Here is a 15,372-nt window from a genome sequence, read left to right as displayed (position 1 = left end):
GGACGCGGACGAAGGAGAGCCATGGCGACGTCGGAGCCCGTGCGCAGGAGCGCCGCCGCGCTCCTGCGGCTCACCTGCCGCCCCGAGGTCGTCGGCATGGAGCACGTCCCTGCGCGGGGCCCCTTCGTCATGGCCTCCAACCACCTGTCCTTCGTCGACTCGGTGATCCTCCAGGCCCTCGCCCCCCGCCCGGTCCACTTCTTCGCCAAGGAGGAGTACTTCACGGGCACGGGCCTGCGGGGCCGCGTCCGGCGGCGGTTCTTCGAGTCCGTGGGCTCCGTCCCCGTCCGCCGGGGCGAGCAGGCCGCCTCCGTGGCCGCGCTCGAGTCCCTCGTGGGCCTGCTCGAGTCCGGCCAGGGCGTCGGCATCTACCCGGAGGGCACCCGCAGCCGCGACGGCCGCCTCTACCGCGGCCGCACCGGTGCGGCCTGGCTGGCCCTGGCCACCGGCGCACCCGTCGTGCCCGTGGGCCTCGTCGGCACGCAGCACCTCCAGCCGCCTGACACCAACGGCTTCCGTCCCCACCGGTTCTCCGTGCGCGTGGGCGCGCCCCTGGACTTCGGCCACCCCGGGCGTCGACACACCCTGCCGCAGCGCCGCGACGCGACGGCGGCGATCATGGACGCCATCGGCGCGCTCTCGGGGCAGGAGCGCGTGGACGCGTACAACGCCGCCCCGGGTGCCCGTGGCTGATCCGGCCTTCTACCGCCCGGCTCCGGGCGAGATCTCCACGTCCCCCGGCGTCTACCGCTTCCGCGACGCGGACGGACGCGTCGTCTACGTCGGCAAGGCGAAGAACCTGCGCGCCCGCCTGAGCTCCTATTTCCAGGACCCGGCTCGGCTGGCCACCAAGACCCGGACCATGGTGTTCACGGCGGCCGCGGTCGAGTGGACCGTCGTCGGCTCCGAGCTGGAGGCGCTCCAGCTCGAGTACACGTGGATCAAGGAGTACCGCCCCCGGTTCAACATCATGTACCGGGACGACAAGTCGTACCCGTACCTGGCCGTGACCATGAACGAGCAGTTCCCGCGCGTCCAGGTGATGCGCGGCGACCGGAAGCCCGGCGTGAAGTACTTCGGCCCGTTCCACCCGGCCAAGGCGATCCGGGAGACCGTGGACCTGATGCTGCGCGTCTTCCCGGTCCGCACGTGCTCGGCGGGCGTGTTCAAGCGGGCCCGCGCCCAGGACCGGCCGTGCCTGCTCGGCTACATCGGCAAGTGCTCGGCGCCCTGCGTGGGCCGGATCAGCCCGGCGGACCATCGCGCGCTGGCCCAGGACTTCTGCGACTTCATGGCCGGGGACGCGAACCGGTTCATCCGCGAGCTGGAGAAGGCCATGGCCCGTGCCGTCGAGGAGCTGCGCTACGAGGACGCGGCCCGGCTGAGGGACGACATCGCCGCGCTGCGCCGCGTGTTCGAGCGCAACGCCGTGGTGCTGCCGGAGAACACGGAGGCGGACATCTTCGCCCTGCACGCGGACGAGCTGGAGGTCGCGGTGCAGGTGTTCCACGTCCGGCAGGGACGCATCCGCGGCCAGCGCGGCTGGGTCATGGAGCGCGTGGAGGACGTCGCCGAGCCGGAGATGGTCGCGCACCTGCTCCAGCAGGTCTACGGCGACCTCGAGGGGCCGGAGCGCATCCCGCACGAGATCCTCGTCCCGGTCGAGCCCGACGACGCCGCACAGCTCACCGAGTGGCTCTCGGGCCTGCGCGGGTCCCGGGTCGCCGTGCGCGTGCCCCGGCGGGGCTCGAAGGCGGACCTCATGGAGACCGTCCGGGAGAACGCGGAGATGGCCCTCAAGCTGCACAAGTCGCGGCGGTCCGGGGACCTCACCACCCGCTCCGCCGCCCTGCGGGAGCTGCAGGAGGCCCTGGAGATCACCGAGCCCCTGCTGCGCATCGAGTGCTACGACATCTCCCACTCCCAGGGCACCAACGTGGTCGGCTCGATGGTCGTCATGGAGGACGGGCTGCCGAAGAAGAAGGACTACCGCCGCTTCAACGTCACGGGGGAGGCCGCCCGGGACGACACGGCGTCCCTGCGCGACGTCCTGCGGCGGCGTTTCGCCCGCCTGGCCAAGGAGCGCGCGGAGGGCGCCCCGCTGTCCGGTCAGGTCGAGGGGGACGATCAGGAGGCGGGGCGCCGCTTCGCGTACCCGCCCTCGCTCGTGGTGGTCGACGGCGGCCCGCCCCAGGTGGCCGCGGCCGCGGCGGTCCTCGAGGAGCTGGGCCTGGACAACCTGCCCGTGGTCGGGCTGGCCAAGCGGCTCGAGGAGGTGTGGCTGCCAGGCGACGAGTTCCCGGTGGTCCTGCCGCGCACCTCGGAGGGCCTGTACCTGCTCCAGCGCATCCGTGACGAGTCGCACCGGTTCGCGATCGCGGGCCACCGCAGCCGGCGGTCCAAGGCGATGACCGTCTCCGCCCTGGACGGGATCCCGGGTCTGGGCCCGGCCAAGCGCACCGCGCTGCTGAACCACTTCGGCTCCGTCGCCGAGATCCGGGCCGCCGGCGTGGACCGGCTGACCGAGGTCGCCGGCATCGGGCCGCGGCTGGCCGAGGCCGTCCACACGGCGCTCACGGCCGACACGCCCGCGGATACAGTGGAGTCATGATCGAGGAGACCCTCCAGCCGGAGAAGCCGCCGACATCCGAGGTGCTCGTGATCGCCGGGATGTCCGGCGCCGGACGGACCACCGCCGCGCACGCGCTCGAGGACCACGGCTGGGACGTGGTGGAGAACATGCCGCCGGCCCTGTTCGGCACGCTGGCCGAGCTCATCGCCCGCTCGCCGGAGGCGTTCCCGCGCCTGGCGATCGTGGTGGACGTGCGCTCGCGCTCCTACTTCGAGGAGCTGTACGCCGCCCTGCAGCACCTGGCCAACAGTGGGGTGGAGTACCGCACGGTGTTCCTCGATGCGGACGATCACGTGCTCCTCCGGCGCTTCGAGGCCGGCCGCCGCCCCCACCCGATGCAGGGCAACGCCCGGCTGCTGGACGGCATCCGCGCGGAGCGGGACGTCGTCGAGCCGCTCAAGGCGCGTGCCGACGTCGTGGTGGACACCACCGAGCTGAACGTGCACGGCCTGGCCACGGAGATCACCGAGCTGTTCTCGGAGTCCGGCCCCGTCACGCTGCGCCTGACCATCATGAGCTTCGGGTTCAAGTACGGCGTCCCGGCGGACGCGAACTTCGTGGCGGACATGCGCTTCATCCCCAACCCCCACTGGGTGCCGGCGCTGCGTCCGCACACGGGCACGGAGGCCGCGGTCGCGGACTACGTGCTCTCCCGCCCCGGTGTCGAGGACTTCCTGCGCGCGTACGTCGCCATGCTGGGGCCGGTGTTCGAGGGCTACCGGCGGGAGAACAAGCACTACGCCACGCTCGCCATCGGCTGCACGGGCGGCAAGCACCGCTCCGTGGCCGTCGCCGAGGAGCTGGCCCGGCGCCTGGCCCAGGTGCCCCACGTCACGGTGCACGTCCAGCACCGGGACATGGGGCGCGAATGACGTCCCCGCTCACCGGCCAGCTGCCCCTGCCGCCCGGGATGGGTTCGGAAGGGCGCGGGGTGGGCGCCGGCATGTCCCGCCCCACGGCCCGGGTCACCGCCCTCGGCGGCGGCCACGGCCTCTCCGCGTCCCTCGCGGCCCTGCGGCACGTGGCCGGGCACCTCACGGCCGTCGTCACGGTGGCGGACGACGGCGGCTCCTCCGGCACCATCCGCCGGGAGATGGCGGTGCTGCCGCCCGGCGACCTCCGCATGGCGCTGGCCGCCCTGTGCGACGACACCGACTGGGGTCGGACCTGGGCCCACGTCATGCAGCACCGCTTCCGCTCCACCGAGGTGCCCGCCGACCAGGCCACCCTGGACAACCACGCGCTCGGGAACCTCCTGATCGTCGCCCTCTGGGAGCTGCTGGGCGACCCGGTGGACGGGCTGCGCTGGGCCGGCGCCCTGCTGCGGGCGCACGGCGAGGTCCTGCCGGTCTCGCGGGTGCCGCTGACCATCGGCGGGGACGTGCTCAGCGCCGGCCCGGACGGCCGCCTGCGCACCCGATGCGTGGAGGGCCAGGTGGCCCTCGCGGTCGCCGCGTTCGAGGGGCGCGTCACCGACGTCCGCCTGAGCCCGTCCGACGCCCCCGCCACCCCGGAGGCGCTCTCGGCGATCGAGCTGGCCGACTGGGTGGTGCTCGGACCCGGCTCGCTGTACACGTCGGTGCTGCCGCACCTGCTGATGCCGGACGTGCGCGCGGCCCTCGCCGCCACCACCGCCCGGCGCCTCATGGTGCTGAACCTGCGCACGGGAGACCAGGAGACCACCGGCCTCACCCACGCCGACCACCTCAAGGTGCTGCGCTCCTATGCGCCGGACCTTCGGCTGGACGTGGTGATCGCCGACGTGGACGCGGTCACCGACCGGGCGGCGGTGGAGGCCGAGGCGGCCCGGATGGGCGCGCGCGTGGCGTTCAGTAGAGTGAGCAGTGCCCAGGATCCCCAGGTCCACGACCCGCTGCGCCTGGCCGTCGCGATCGACGAGGCGATGACCCACTGACGCGCGCACCTCGCCGAGAAGGAGCACGAGCATGGCGCTGACCATGACCCTCAAGGAGGAGCTGGCCCGTGTGCCGGTCGCCGCGACCCCGGAGCGGCGGGCGGAGACCGCGGCGATGCTGCGGTTCGCCGGGGGGTTGCACCTCGTGGCCGGCCGCGTCGTCGTGGAGGCGGAGCTGGACCACGGCGCCAGTGCGCGCCGCCTGCGCGCCGCCATCACCGACCTGTACGGCCTGGCCCCGGAGATCGTGGTGGTCTCCGGCGGCAACCTGCGCCGTGGTCAGCGGTACGTGCTCCGGGTCGTGCGCGGGGGAGAGGACCTCGCCCGGCAGACCGGGCTCATCGACCAGCGGGGACGGCCCGTGCGTGGCCTCGCGCCGGTCCTCGTCAGCGGGACGACGGCGGCCACCGCCGCCGTGTGGCGCGGGGCCCTGCTGGCCCACGGCTCCCTCACCGAGCCCGGCCGCTCGGCGGCCCTCGAGGTGACCACGCCGGGCCCGGAGGCCGCGCTCGCGCTGGTGGGGGCCGCGCGTCGGCTCCGCGTGGCGGCGAAGGCGCGCGAGGTGCGTCAGTCGGACCGCGTCGTGGTCCGCGACGGCGAGGCGATCGCCACGCTGCTCGCCGCCGTCGGCGCGGAGCAGACCGCGACCCTCTGGCGCGAGCGGCGCGAGCGCAAAGAGGTCCGGGCCACCGCCAACCGCCTGGCGAACTTCGACGACGCCAACCTGCGCCGTTCCGCCCAGGCCGCTGTCACGGCCGGGGCGAAGGTGGAGCGGGCCCTCGAGATCCTCGGGGACGAGGTGCCCGACCACCTTCGCTACGCGGGACGGCTGCGCCTCGAGCACAAGCAGGCCTCCCTCGACGAGCTCGGCCGCCTCGCGGACCCGCCGATGACCAAGGACGCCGTCGCCGGGCGCATCCGCCGGCTACTGGCCATGGCGGACAAGCGGGCCGCCGAGCGGGGCATCCCCGGGACGGACGCGGCCTCCGAGGGCTGAGCGCGGGATCACCGTCGACGGGATCTGGCCCCGGCGCTCCGCCCCCGATCACAATGGAGACGGACGGAATACGCCGCCGAGACGCGAGGTTGCCCGAGGTGGAGGCCGAGGGCGTCCTGCCCGCAGCCTCGCCTGACCAAGGAGGAAGCATGACCGAATACACCCTTCCGGAGCTGGACTACGACTACGCCGCGCTGGAGCCGCACATCTCGGCCCGCATCATGGAGCTGCACCACTCCAAGCACCACGCCACGTACGTCAGGGGCGCGAACACCGCCCTGGAGAAGCTGGCCGCCGCGCGTGAGGCCGGCGACTTCGGCTCCGTGAACCAGCTGTCGAAGGACCTCGCCTTCAACCTGGGCGGGCACACGAACCACTCGATCTTCTGGAAGAACCTCTCGCCGGAGGGCGGCGACAAGCCGACCGGCGAGCTGGCCGCCGCCATCGACGAGTACTTCGGCTCGTTCGACCAGTTCCAGGCCCACTTCACCGCCGCCGCCCTCGGCATCCAGGGCTCCGGCTGGGCCGTGCTGGCCTACGAGCCCATCGGCGGCAACCTGGTGATCGAGCAGTTCTACGACCAGCAGAACGGCGTGCCGGTCGCCACCATCCCGCTGTTCCAGCTGGACATGTGGGAGCACGCCTTCTACCTCGACTACCAGAACGTCAAGGCGGACTACGTCAAGGCGATCTGGAACATCGTGAACTGGGCCGACGTGCAGGCCCGCTTCGAGGCCGCCCGCGCCGGCGCCTCCGGCCTGATCCTCCCGGCCTGATCCACACCGCGCACCGGGGCGCTGATGTCGTGGCCCCACGACGTCAGCGCCCCGATGCGGGGAGGGGCTCGGCGCTCCGGCCCTGTCCCCACCGCGCGCCCGGACCGGGCGCGACCGCTCGACCGTACCGCCCCGGACCCACCGCCACGGGGACCACGCAACGCGAACTAACGAGAGAGACCACCATGACCAAGATCGCCATCAACGGCTACGGCCGCATCGGACGCAACATCGTGCGCGTGCTCAGGGACCGCGGCCACGAGGGCCTCGAGCTGGTCGCCGTGAACGACCTCGCCGACCCCGAGGACCTGTTCTGGCTCACCAAGTACGACACCATCCTGGGCCGCTACCCGGGCGAGCTGGAGCGGACCGAGAAGGGGTTCCGCATCGACGGCCGCGACGTCGCGTTCTTCCAGGAGGCCGACCCGACGAAGCTGCCGTGGGGTGAGCTCGGCGTGGACCTGGTCATCGAGTGCACCGGCATCTTCACGACCGGCCCCAAGGCGCAGGCCCACCTCGACGCCGGGGCCAAGAAGGTCCTCATCTCCGCTCCCGCCAAGGAGGTCGACGGCACCTTCGTGATGGGTGTGAACGAGCACACCTACGACGCGGAGTCGATGCACATCGTCTCGAACGCCTCGTGCACCACGAACTGCCTGGCCCCGATGGCGAAGGTCCTCAACGACGAGTTCGGCATCGTGGACGGCATCATGACCACGATCCACGCGTACACCGGCGACCAGAACCTGCACGACAACGTGCACAAGAAGGATCGCCGTCGGGCGCGCGCCGCGGCCCAGAACATGGTGCCCACCTCCACGGGCGCGGCCAAGGCCATCGGCGAGGTCATCCCGGAGCTGAAGGGCAAGCTCGACGGCTTCGCCATGCGGGTGCCCACCATCACCGGCTCGGCCACCGACCTGACCGTGGAGCTGACGCGCCACGTGGAGGTCGAGGAGATCAACGCGGCGTTCAAGAAGGCCGCGGAGTCCGGTCCGCTGCAGGGCCGCCTGGTCTACTCGGAGGACCCGATCGTGTCCTCGGACATCATCACCTCCCCGGCGGCGTGCACCTTCGACGCCCCGCTGACCAAGTCCATCGGCCAGACCGTGAAGATCATCGGCTGGTACGACAACGAGTACGGCTACACCTCCCAGCTCATGGACTTCGCAGACCTCATCGGCTCGAAGCTCTGAGCCCGCACGGCGCCCGACGGCCCGGGCCGACGGTTCCTCCGTCGGCCCGGGCCGTCCGCCTAGACTGCACCGTGAACCGACCCCGCTCCGGCACCCCAGGAGGCATCATGCCCGCACCGACCCTCACCGATCTGCTCAAGGCCGGCGTCGCCGGCCGCACCGTGCTCATCCGGTCCGACCTGAACGTCCCGCTGGACGGGGACACCGTCACCGACGACGGCCGCATCCGTGCCTCGCTGCCCGCGATCCGGGACCTGGCCGAGGCCGGTGCGCGCGTGATCGTCATGGCCCACCTGGGCCGCCCCAAGGGTGAGCCGGACCCCGCGTACTCCCTCCGCCCCGTCGCCGCGCGCATGGCCGAGCTGCTGGGCACCGACGTCGCCCTCGCCGCGGACGTGACCGGGGACGACGCGCGCGCGAAGGCCGCCGCCCTGCAGGACGGCCAGGTGCTGCTGCTGGAGAACGTGCGCTTCGACGCCCGCGAGACCTCCAAGGACGATGCCGAGCGCGCCGCACTGGCCGGCGAGATGGCGGCGCTGGCCGGCGACGACGGCGCCTACGTGGGCGACGCCTTCGGCGCGGTCCACCGCAAGCACGCCTCCGTGTTCGACGTCGCGGCACAGCTGCCGGCCTACCAGGGTCCGCTGGTCGCCGCCGAGCTCGAGGTGCTCACCCGTCTGACCGAGTCCCCGGAGCGGCCTTACGTCGTCGTGCTGGGCGGGTCGAAGGTCTCGGACAAGCTGGCCGTGATCGACAACCTGCTGGACAAGGCCGACACGCTGCTGATCGGCGGCGGCATGCTCTTCACGTTCCTCAAGGCGCAGGGCCACGAGGTGGGCACCTCCCTGCTCGAGGAGGACCAGCTCGACACCGTCCGCGAGTACCTGCGCCGCTCCGAGGCCGGGGCCGCCCGCATCGTGCTCCCCACGGACATCGTCATGGCCTCCGGCTTCGCGGCCGACGCCGAGCACGAGGTCCTGGCCGTGGACGCCCTCACCTCGGGCGCGCACGGCGCGTCCGCCATGGGCTTGGACATCGGCCCCGAGACGGCCCGGGCGTTCGCGGAGCAGATCCGCGGCGCCCAGACCGTGTTCTGGAACGGCCCCATGGGCGTGTTCGAGTTCCCGGCCTTCGCGGAGGGCACCCGGGCGGTGGCCCGGGCCCTCACCGAGGCCTCCGCGGCCGGCGGCCTGTCGGTGGTCGGCGGCGGCGACTCCGCGGCGGCCGTGCGCACGCTCGGCTTCGCCGACGACGCGTTCGGCCACATCTCCACCGGCGGCGGCGCCTCCCTCGAATACCTCGAGGGCAAGGAGCTCCCGGGCGTCACCGCCCTGGCCGGCGAGGGGCGGGCGTGAGCATGGCGGAGCAGACCACACGCGTGCCGCTGATCGCGGGCAACTGGAAGATGAACCTGGACCACCTCGAGGCCGTCACCCTGGTGCAGCGCCTCACGTGGCTCCTCACGGACGCGGACCATGACCAGGAGGCCGTGGAGGTCGCGGTGTTCCCGCCCTTCACGGGCCTGCGGGCCGTGCAGACGCTCGTCACCGGCGACCGCCTGGACCTCGCCTACGGCGCGCAGGACCTCTCGCCCGAGGACGCCGGCGCCTACACGGGCGACGTCTCCGGCGCGTTCCTGGCCGCGCTGGGGTGCCGCTACGCGATCGTGGGCCACTCCGAGCGTCGCACCCTCCACGGGGAGGACGACGCGCTCGTCGCGCGCAAGGCCGCCGCGGCCCTGCGCCACGGCCTCACCCCGGTGATCTGCGTGGGCGAGGGCCTGGAGGTGCGCCAGGCCGGCCGGCACGTCGAGCACACGCTCGCCCAGCTGGAGGGCTCGATCGCGGGCCTGTCGGCGCAGGACGTGGCCGGCGTCGTCGTCGCCTACGAGCCCGTATGGGCGATCGGCACGGGCGAGGTCGCCGGCCCCGAGGACGCGCAGCAGATGTGCGCGGCCCTGCGCGCCCGCGTGGCCGCACTGCACGGCGACGACGTCGCCGCCGGACTGCGGATCCTCTACGGCGGCTCCGTGAAGTCCTCCAGCGCGCCGGCGCTGCTGGCGCAGCCGGACGTGGACGGCGCCCTCGTGGGCGGCGCCAGCCTCGACGCGGACGAGTTTGCTAAGATCGTCCGGTTCGACCAGGCCTGATCCGTCCGGCCCGACCGACCGCATTCTCCGTGACGGCCCCGGCGCGCGCCGGGGCCGCACCTCGACCCGAGGAGCCCTCCCGTGGACGTCCTGACCCTGGCCCTGCAGATCCTCGTGGTCGTGCTCAGCGTGGTCATCGTGCTGCTCATCCTGCTGCACAAGGGCCGCGGCGGCGGCGTCTCGGACATGTTCGGCGGCGGCGTGACCAGCTCGATGAGCTCCTCGGGCTCCGCCCAGCGTCTGCTCACCCGCCTGACCGTCGGCTCCGTGGTCGCCTGGGGTGTCGTGATCGCCCTGCTCGGCGTCCTGCCGCGTCTGACCATGGAGTCCTGAGGCCGCCCCGCCGGGCCCCGACGCGAACGCCCCGCACGGAAGATCCGTGCGGGGCGTTCGCGCGTCCCGGACCGGTGGGGCGCCGGGGGCCCCTCAGCGTTCGGAGGCCTGCACGGGGGAGAGGTCCGTGCGCGGCAGGCCCTGGTGGAGCACGGCGCCGAAGACCTCGTCCGGGTCCAGGCGGCGCAGCTCCTCGGCCAGGCAGTCCTGGATCGTCCGGCGTGGCAGGGAGATGCGCTGCACCGGCCGGCCCTGCTGATAGAGCCGGGCCACCTGCGACTGCGAGCGGGAGAGCACCACGTCCCCGTCCGTGCACCGCAGGCGCACCGCACGGATCCCGTGGCCGACCTTCGAGTGCGCGATCGTCACGGGCACCTTCAGGGTCAGGGTGAGCCACGCCGCGAGCAGCATGGTGCTGGGGGAGTCCGGCGCCCCGTCCACCGTCACCGAGCGCAGGGTGGCCACGTCGAGCGTGTCGAAGATCCCGGCCACCTGGATCCGCCACAGCGTCAGGCGCGTCCAGGCCAGGTCGGTGTCCCCCTCATGGTGGCCCGCGCGCAGAGCCCACAGGGCGGGCTCGGCCGCGGACGCCGAGGCCGTGTCCGTGATCCGGCGGTGGGCCAGGCGACCGAGCGCCGTCGCCGAGGGGACCCCGGGTGGCACCCCGGGCCACCACACGACGATGGGCGCATCGGGCAGGAGCAGCCCGGAGACGAGCGACTCGTCGGCGTGGGCGTTCTCCCCGGCGCACCACAGCACCACGACGTCGGAGGCGCCGGCGTCGCCCCCGACCCGGATCTCGGCGTCCAGGCGGGTGGGGGCCGCGGGGTCGCCCAGGGCCAGGACGACGATGCGGCACGGGTGTTCGAGCGAGGCCGCGTTGGCGGCCTGGACGGCGGACTCGATGCCGGCGTCGTCCGTGCTGATCACGAGCGTGAGGACGCGGCCGAGGGCCACGACCCCGCTCTTCTCGCGCAGCTGCGTGATGCGCTTGGCCACCTGGGAGGTGGTGGTGTCGTGCATGCGGATCTTCACGGGCGCCTCCAGCTTCGTCCGTCGCGGGCCATGAGGGCGTCGGCCGAGGGCGGTCCCCACGTGCCCGGGGCGTAGGGCTCGGGCTGGGTGCCCAGGCTCGCCCAGTGCTCCTCGAACGGGTCCACGATCCGCCAGGACAGCTCCACCTCGGCCTGGCGCGGGAACAGCGGCGGCTCCCCGAGGAGCACGTCGAGGATGAGACGCTCGTACGCCTCGGGGGAGTCCTCGGTGAAGGCGTGGCCGTAGCCGAAGTCCATCGTGACGTCGCGGATCTCGGTCTGCGTGCCGGGCACCTTGGACGCGAAGCGGATGGTGACGCCCTCGTCCGGCTGCACCCGGATGACGATGATGTTCTGCCCGAACTCGTCCCCGTCGTGGACGGGGAACAGCAGGTGCGGGGGCTTCTTGAAGACGACGGCGATCTCCGTCACCCGCCGGCCGAGGCGTTTGCCGGCCCGCAGGTAGAACGGCACGCCCTGCCAGCGCCGCGTGCGGATGCCCACCTTGAGCGCGGCGTACGTCTCCGTGACGGACGCCGGGTTGAAGCCCTCCTCGTCGAGGAATCCCGTGACCCGCTCGCCGCCCTGCCAGCCGGAGGTGTACTGGCCGCGGGCGGAGGCCGCCGCGAGTCCCTCGGGCGTGTCCGGGACGGTCACGGCCTCGAGGACCTTCTCCTTCTCCGCGCGCAGATGGTCCGCGTCGAACGAGATCGGCTCCTCCATCGCGGTGAACGCGAGCAGCTGCAGGAGGTGGTTCTGGATGACGTCGCGCGCCGCGCCCACGCCGTCGTAGTAGCTCGCCCGTCCACCGATGCCGATGTCCTCGGCCATCGTGATCTGGACGTGGTCCACGTGCTCCGCGTTCCAGAGCGGCTCGAACATCCGGTTGGCGAACCGGAACGCGAGGATGTTCTGCACCGTCTCCTTGCCGAGGTAGTGGTCGATGCGGAACACCGCGTCCGAGGGGAAGACGCGCTCGATCACAGCATTGAGCTCCTGCGCGCTGGCCAGGTCGTGGCCGAAGGGCTTCTCGATGACCACGCGGCGCCACGGGCCCTCGGCCGGCTGCGACCGGTCGGCCAGGCCCTGGTCGGCCAGGTGGCGGGAGACGGCCTCGAACCAGTCCGGCGGGATGGAGAGGTAGAACGCGGTGTTCCCCCGCGTGCCGCGTGAGGTCTCGAGCTCGGCGAGCACCTCGTCGAGACGGACGTAGGCAGCCTCGTCGTCGAACGCGCCGGAGACGAAGCGCAGACCGCCCTGGAACTGGTCCCACACGGTCTCGTCGAACGTGGTCCGGGAGGAGGCCTCGACGGCGGCGCGCACGTAGTCGGCGAACTCCTCGTCGGACCAGCTGCGGCGACCGAAGCCGACGAGGGAGAACGCCGGCGGCAGCAGGCCGCGTTGGGCCAGGTCGTACATGGCCGGCAGGAGCTTCTTCTTCGCCAGGTCGCCCGTCACGCCGAACAGCACGAGCGCCGACGGGCCCGCGATGCGGGTCAGGCGCCGGTCACGGGGGTCGCGCAGCGGGTTGCGGGGGGCGGTCCGGGACTCACCGGCCACGGACGGCGCTCCTCAGGGCCTCGATGCCCGCGTCGCGGCGGCGCAGGTGCAGGGTGACCACGGGGCGGCCGAGATCGCCCAGCACCCGGGCGTCGCCCGCTGCCTGCGCGGCGATGAGCCTGCCCAGGGAGAACGGGCGGCCGGGCACCTCGAGGTCCAGGCCGGCGTCGCCGGTGATCTGCAGGAACACGCCGACGGCCGGGCCGCCCTTGTGGAACTGTCCGGTGGAGTGCAGGAACCGCGGACCCCAGCCGAACGTGACCGGGCGGCCGACCAGGTCCGCCAGGTCCGCGCGCAGCTCCTCGAGCTCGGCGTCGTCATGACGGGAGAGGTAGGCGTGGACCGCCAGGTAGCCGCCCTCGGGCACCAGTGCCGCCGTGGCGCGCAGCACGCCGGCCAGGTCCGGGGCAGAGGTCACGGACGCCGGGCCGGAGACCTCGACGCCCTCCACCTCACCGTCGGCCGTCCGCTCGGCGGCGGGGCTGTCCAGCAGGGTGCGCGCGGCGGCCTTGGCGGCCTCCACGTCCGGCTGGTCGAAGGGGTTGATCCCGAGCAGGCGGCCGGCCACCGCGGTGGCCACCTCCCACAGCAGCAGCTGGGCGCCGAGCGAGCCGGCGACCTGCACGCCGTGGCCCGGGGCCGCGACGTCGTCCTCGCCGACGAGCTGCACCTGCAGCAGGTCGGGGGCGTCCCACGCGGTCTCGGGGTCGCCGGGGGCGACGATGACGGGCAGCAGCCCGGTGCCGTCCTTGCCCGTGGACTCGGCGATCAGCTGCTCGATCCAGGCCGGCAGTCCGGCGATGCCGGACCCGTGGTCGGCGAAGACGAGCTTGTCGCGCAGCGGCTGCGTGCCGCCCAGGGCCGCGCCGAGCTGCAGGCCCGGGTTGTCCTCGTCGTCGGCCGTCAGCAGGTCGAGCACGGCCTCCGCGTCGTCCAGCAGGGCCGCGACGTCCACCCCGGCCAGGCCGGTGGGGACCAGGCCGAACGCGGTGAGGGCCGAGAAGCGCCCGCCCACGGTCGGGTCCGCGGTGAAGACGGCGCGCCAGCCGGCGGACTCGCACGCGGCGTGCAGCGGTGAGCCCGGGTCCGTGACGGCGACCAGGCGGGTGCGGGGGTCGATCCCCGCGTCGCGGAACGCGGCCTCGACGACGCGACGCTGCGAGTCGGTCTCCACGGTGGAGCCGGACTTGGAGGAGACCACCAGCACGGTCCGCTCGAGGTCGCGCTCGAGGGCACGGGAGACCTGCAGCGGGTCCGTGGAGTCCAGGACCTCGAGCTCGACGCCGGCCGTCGCCGCGATCACCTCGGGGGCCAGGGACGAGCCGCCCATGCCCGCCAGGACCACGCGGTCCACGCCCTCGGCGCGCAGCTCCCGGGTCAGCTGGGCGATGTCTGGGACGAGGGCGCGGGAGTCCTCGAACAGGTCGATCCAGCCGAGCCGCTTGGCGGCCTCGTCGCGGGCCGGCGCCCCCCACAGGTCGGCGTCCTGCGCCCCGAGGCGGGAGGCGACGCGGTCCTGGAGGAGGGCGGGCAGATGGCGGTCGATCGCCTCGAGGGCGGCTCCGGTGGCGGTGAGGCCGAGGGTGCTCATGGGGGGTCCTTCCGTGCGCGTGGCGAGCGGGCGGCGGGGTCGGGGGGCGGGTGCGGTCAGCGATGGGCGTCGAGCCCGGAGCGGACCGAGCCGAGCAGCTCGTCCCACGCGGCCTCGAACTTCTCCAGGCCCTCAGTCTCCAGCACGTCCACGACGTCCTGGTAGGACACGCCTGCCGCGCCGACCGCGTCGAGCAGGGCATCGGCCTCGGCGTAGGCGCCCGTGACGGTGTCCGCCGCAATCACCCCGTGGTCGGCGACCGCCTCGAGGGTCTTCTCCGGCAGGGTGGTCACGGTGTGCGGTGCCACGAGTTCGGTGACGTACAGCGTGTCCGGCAGGGCGGGGTCCTTGACGCCGGTGGAGGCCCACAGGGGCCGCTGCACGGGGGCGCCGGCCGCCTCGAGCAGGCGCCAGCGCTCCGAGTCCAGGGCCTGCTCGAAGGCTCGGTAGGCCAGGCGCGCGTTGGCGACGGCGGCCCGGCCGGTCAGCGCCTCGGCCTCGGGGGTGCCGATCGCGCGCAGCCGCGCGTCGACCTCCGTGTCCACACGGGAGACGAAGAAGGAGGCCACCGAGTGGAGGCGGCGGACGTCGTGCCCGTTCGCCCGGGCCTTCTCCAGGCCGGTGAGCCAGGCGTTGAGCACCCGGCGGTAGCGGGGCAGGGAGAAGATCAGGGTCACGTTCACGCTGATGCCCGCGCCGAGCACGTCCGCGATGGCGGACAGGCCCTCCACGGTCGCGGGGATCTTCACCATGAGGTTGGGACGGTCGACGGCCGCCGCCAGCTCGCGGGCCTGCGCCACGGTGCCGGCGGCGTCGCGGGCCAGGCGCGGATCGACCTCAAGGGAGACGAAGCCGTCCGCCCCGCCGGTGCGCTCGTGGACGGGCGCGAGCACGTCGGCGGCGCGGCGCACGTCCTCGGTCGTCAGGGCGACGACGGCCTCGTCCACCGAGGCGCCGGCCGCGGCGAGGTCGCGCAGCTGTCCCTGGTAGGCGCCCGCGTCCGCGAGGGCGACCGCGAAGATGGACGGGTTCGTGGTGACGCCGGTGACCGAGCGGGTGGCGATCAGCTCTTCGAGCGTGCCCTCGTCCAGCCGCGTGCGGGAGAGGTCGTCGAGCCAGATCGACACACCGGCCTGGGCCAGCGCGGCGGTGTTCGGGTTCTGCGGGGTGCTCATGGTCTGCGGGTGCC

Annotated in this window: 14 protein-coding genes; 10 read left to right on the top strand and 4 right to left on the bottom strand. The window is 73.4% G+C overall.

The window, feature by feature from the left end:
- Positions 1-21 precede the first annotated feature (21 nt).
- The 10 genes from SOY78_RS06945 to secG all read left to right on the top strand — a co-directional run bounded on the left by SOY78_RS06945 (position 22) and on the right by secG (position 9,998).
- The gene (locus tag SOY78_RS06945) at positions 22-693 is read left to right on the top strand and encodes a lysophospholipid acyltransferase family protein (protein ID WP_036315306.1); all 672 of its coding nucleotides are present in this window, start codon (positions 22-24) and stop codon (positions 691-693) included.
- On the top strand, positions 686-2,611 hold the full coding sequence (gene uvrC, locus SOY78_RS06940) for an excinuclease ABC subunit UvrC (protein ID WP_324701343.1): 1,926 nt from the start codon (positions 686-688) through the stop codon (positions 2,609-2,611). The genes SOY78_RS06945 and uvrC overlap by 8 nt, the downstream gene beginning before the upstream one ends.
- Positions 2,608-3,504 (top strand): RNase adapter RapZ, encoded by an 897-nt coding sequence (gene rapZ / locus SOY78_RS06935; RefSeq protein ID WP_119217298.1) that lies wholly within the window; start codon positions 2,608-2,610, stop codon positions 3,502-3,504. The genes uvrC and rapZ overlap by 4 nt, the downstream gene beginning before the upstream one ends.
- Complete coding sequence (locus SOY78_RS06930; RefSeq protein ID WP_049147872.1) at positions 3,501-4,547, top strand: gluconeogenesis factor YvcK family protein; 1,047 nt, start codon at positions 3,501-3,503, stop codon at positions 4,545-4,547. The genes rapZ and SOY78_RS06930 overlap by 4 nt, the downstream gene beginning before the upstream one ends.
- A 31-nt stretch (positions 4,548-4,578) precedes the next feature.
- On the top strand, positions 4,579-5,544 hold the full coding sequence (gene whiA, locus SOY78_RS06925; RefSeq protein ID WP_145951128.1) for a DNA-binding protein WhiA: 966 nt from the start codon (positions 4,579-4,581) through the stop codon (positions 5,542-5,544).
- A 149-nt stretch (positions 5,545-5,693) separates the two neighbouring features.
- A complete protein-coding gene (locus tag SOY78_RS06920) occupies positions 5,694-6,320 on the top strand; it encodes a superoxide dismutase (RefSeq protein WP_145951127.1) in 627 nt (208 codons plus the stop codon).
- 185 nt (positions 6,321-6,505) lie between these two features.
- Positions 6,506-7,516, top strand: a complete 1,011-nt coding sequence (gap, locus tag SOY78_RS06915; RefSeq protein WP_044658949.1) for a type I glyceraldehyde-3-phosphate dehydrogenase — start codon at positions 6,506-6,508, stop codon at positions 7,514-7,516.
- Positions 7,517-7,623: 107 nt separating this feature from the next.
- Complete coding sequence (locus SOY78_RS06910) at positions 7,624-8,871, top strand: phosphoglycerate kinase (RefSeq protein ID WP_324701342.1); 1,248 nt, start codon at positions 7,624-7,626, stop codon at positions 8,869-8,871.
- Positions 8,872-8,873: 2 nt separating this feature from the next.
- Entirely contained in the window at positions 8,874-9,665 is a 792-nt protein-coding gene (tpiA, locus tag SOY78_RS06905; RefSeq protein WP_036315288.1) for a triose-phosphate isomerase, read from the top strand.
- Positions 9,666-9,746: 81 nt separating this feature from the next.
- Positions 9,747-9,998, top strand: a complete 252-nt coding sequence (gene secG, locus SOY78_RS06900; protein ID WP_036315286.1) for a preprotein translocase subunit SecG — start codon at positions 9,747-9,749, stop codon at positions 9,996-9,998.
- Positions 9,999-10,091: 93 nt separating this feature from the next.
- Here secG and SOY78_RS06895 read toward each other — a convergent pair whose 3' ends face one another.
- The 4 genes from SOY78_RS06895 to tal are packed head-to-tail and all read right to left on the bottom strand — an operon-like array spanning position 10,092 to position 15,358.
- Positions 10,092-11,033, bottom strand: coding sequence for a glucose-6-phosphate dehydrogenase assembly protein OpcA (locus tag SOY78_RS06895; protein ID WP_036315284.1), 942 nt, complete (start codon positions 11,031-11,033; stop codon positions 10,092-10,094).
- Positions 11,030-12,592 carry a glucose-6-phosphate dehydrogenase gene (gene zwf / locus SOY78_RS06890; protein ID WP_036315281.1) on the bottom strand — a complete coding sequence of 521 codons (1,563 nt, stop codon included), beginning with the start codon at positions 12,590-12,592 and terminating at the stop codon, positions 11,030-11,032. The genes SOY78_RS06895 and zwf overlap by 4 nt, the downstream gene beginning before the upstream one ends.
- Complete coding sequence (locus SOY78_RS06885) at positions 12,582-14,183, bottom strand: glucose-6-phosphate isomerase (RefSeq protein ID WP_145951125.1); 1,602 nt, start codon at positions 14,181-14,183, stop codon at positions 12,582-12,584. Before SOY78_RS06885 ends, zwf begins: the two co-directional genes overlap by 11 nt.
- 56 nt (positions 14,184-14,239) lie before the next feature.
- A complete protein-coding gene (gene tal, locus SOY78_RS06880) occupies positions 14,240-15,358 on the bottom strand; it encodes a transaldolase (protein WP_063189246.1) in 1,119 nt (372 codons plus the stop codon).
- Positions 15,359-15,372 lie beyond the last annotated feature (14 nt).

It is taken from the genome of Micrococcus sp. HOU01, assembly GCF_035609305.1.
GTDB classification, from domain to species: domain Bacteria; phylum Actinomycetota; class Actinomycetes; order Actinomycetales; family Micrococcaceae; genus Micrococcus; species Micrococcus luteus.
The sequence above is the reverse complement of the archived record's forward strand: the minus strand, read 5'-3'. Positions and strand labels throughout refer to the sequence as shown.

What these genes read in the sequence shown, in the direction of transcription:
- SOY78_RS06945 (WP_036315306.1), top strand. Translation starts at nt 22, where the DNA reads ATGGCGACGTCGGAGCCCGTGCGCAGGAGCGCCGCCGCGCTCCTGCGG.
- rapZ (WP_119217298.1), top strand. Translation starts at nt 2,608, where the DNA reads ATGATCGAGGAGACCCTCCAGCCGGAGAAGCCGCCGACATCCGAGGTG.
- SOY78_RS06930 (WP_049147872.1), top strand. Translation starts at nt 3,501, where the DNA reads ATGACGTCCCCGCTCACCGGCCAGCTGCCCCTGCCGCCCGGGATGGGT.
- whiA (WP_145951128.1), top strand. Translation starts at nt 4,579, where the DNA reads ATGGCGCTGACCATGACCCTCAAGGAGGAGCTGGCCCGTGTGCCGGTC.
- SOY78_RS06920 (WP_145951127.1), top strand. Translation starts at nt 5,694, where the DNA reads ATGACCGAATACACCCTTCCGGAGCTGGACTACGACTACGCCGCGCTG.
- gap (WP_044658949.1), top strand. Translation starts at nt 6,506, where the DNA reads ATGACCAAGATCGCCATCAACGGCTACGGCCGCATCGGACGCAACATC.
- SOY78_RS06910 (WP_324701342.1), top strand. Translation starts at nt 7,624, where the DNA reads ATGCCCGCACCGACCCTCACCGATCTGCTCAAGGCCGGCGTCGCCGGC.
- tpiA (WP_036315288.1), top strand. Translation starts at nt 8,874, where the DNA reads ATGGCGGAGCAGACCACACGCGTGCCGCTGATCGCGGGCAACTGGAAG.
- SOY78_RS06885 (WP_145951125.1), bottom strand. Translation starts at nt 14,183, where the DNA reads ATGAGCACCCTCGGCCTCACCGCCACCGGAGCCGCCCTCGAGGCGATC.
- tal (WP_063189246.1), bottom strand. Translation starts at nt 15,358, where the DNA reads ATGAGCACCCCGCAGAACCCGAACACCGCCGCGCTGGCCCAGGCCGGT.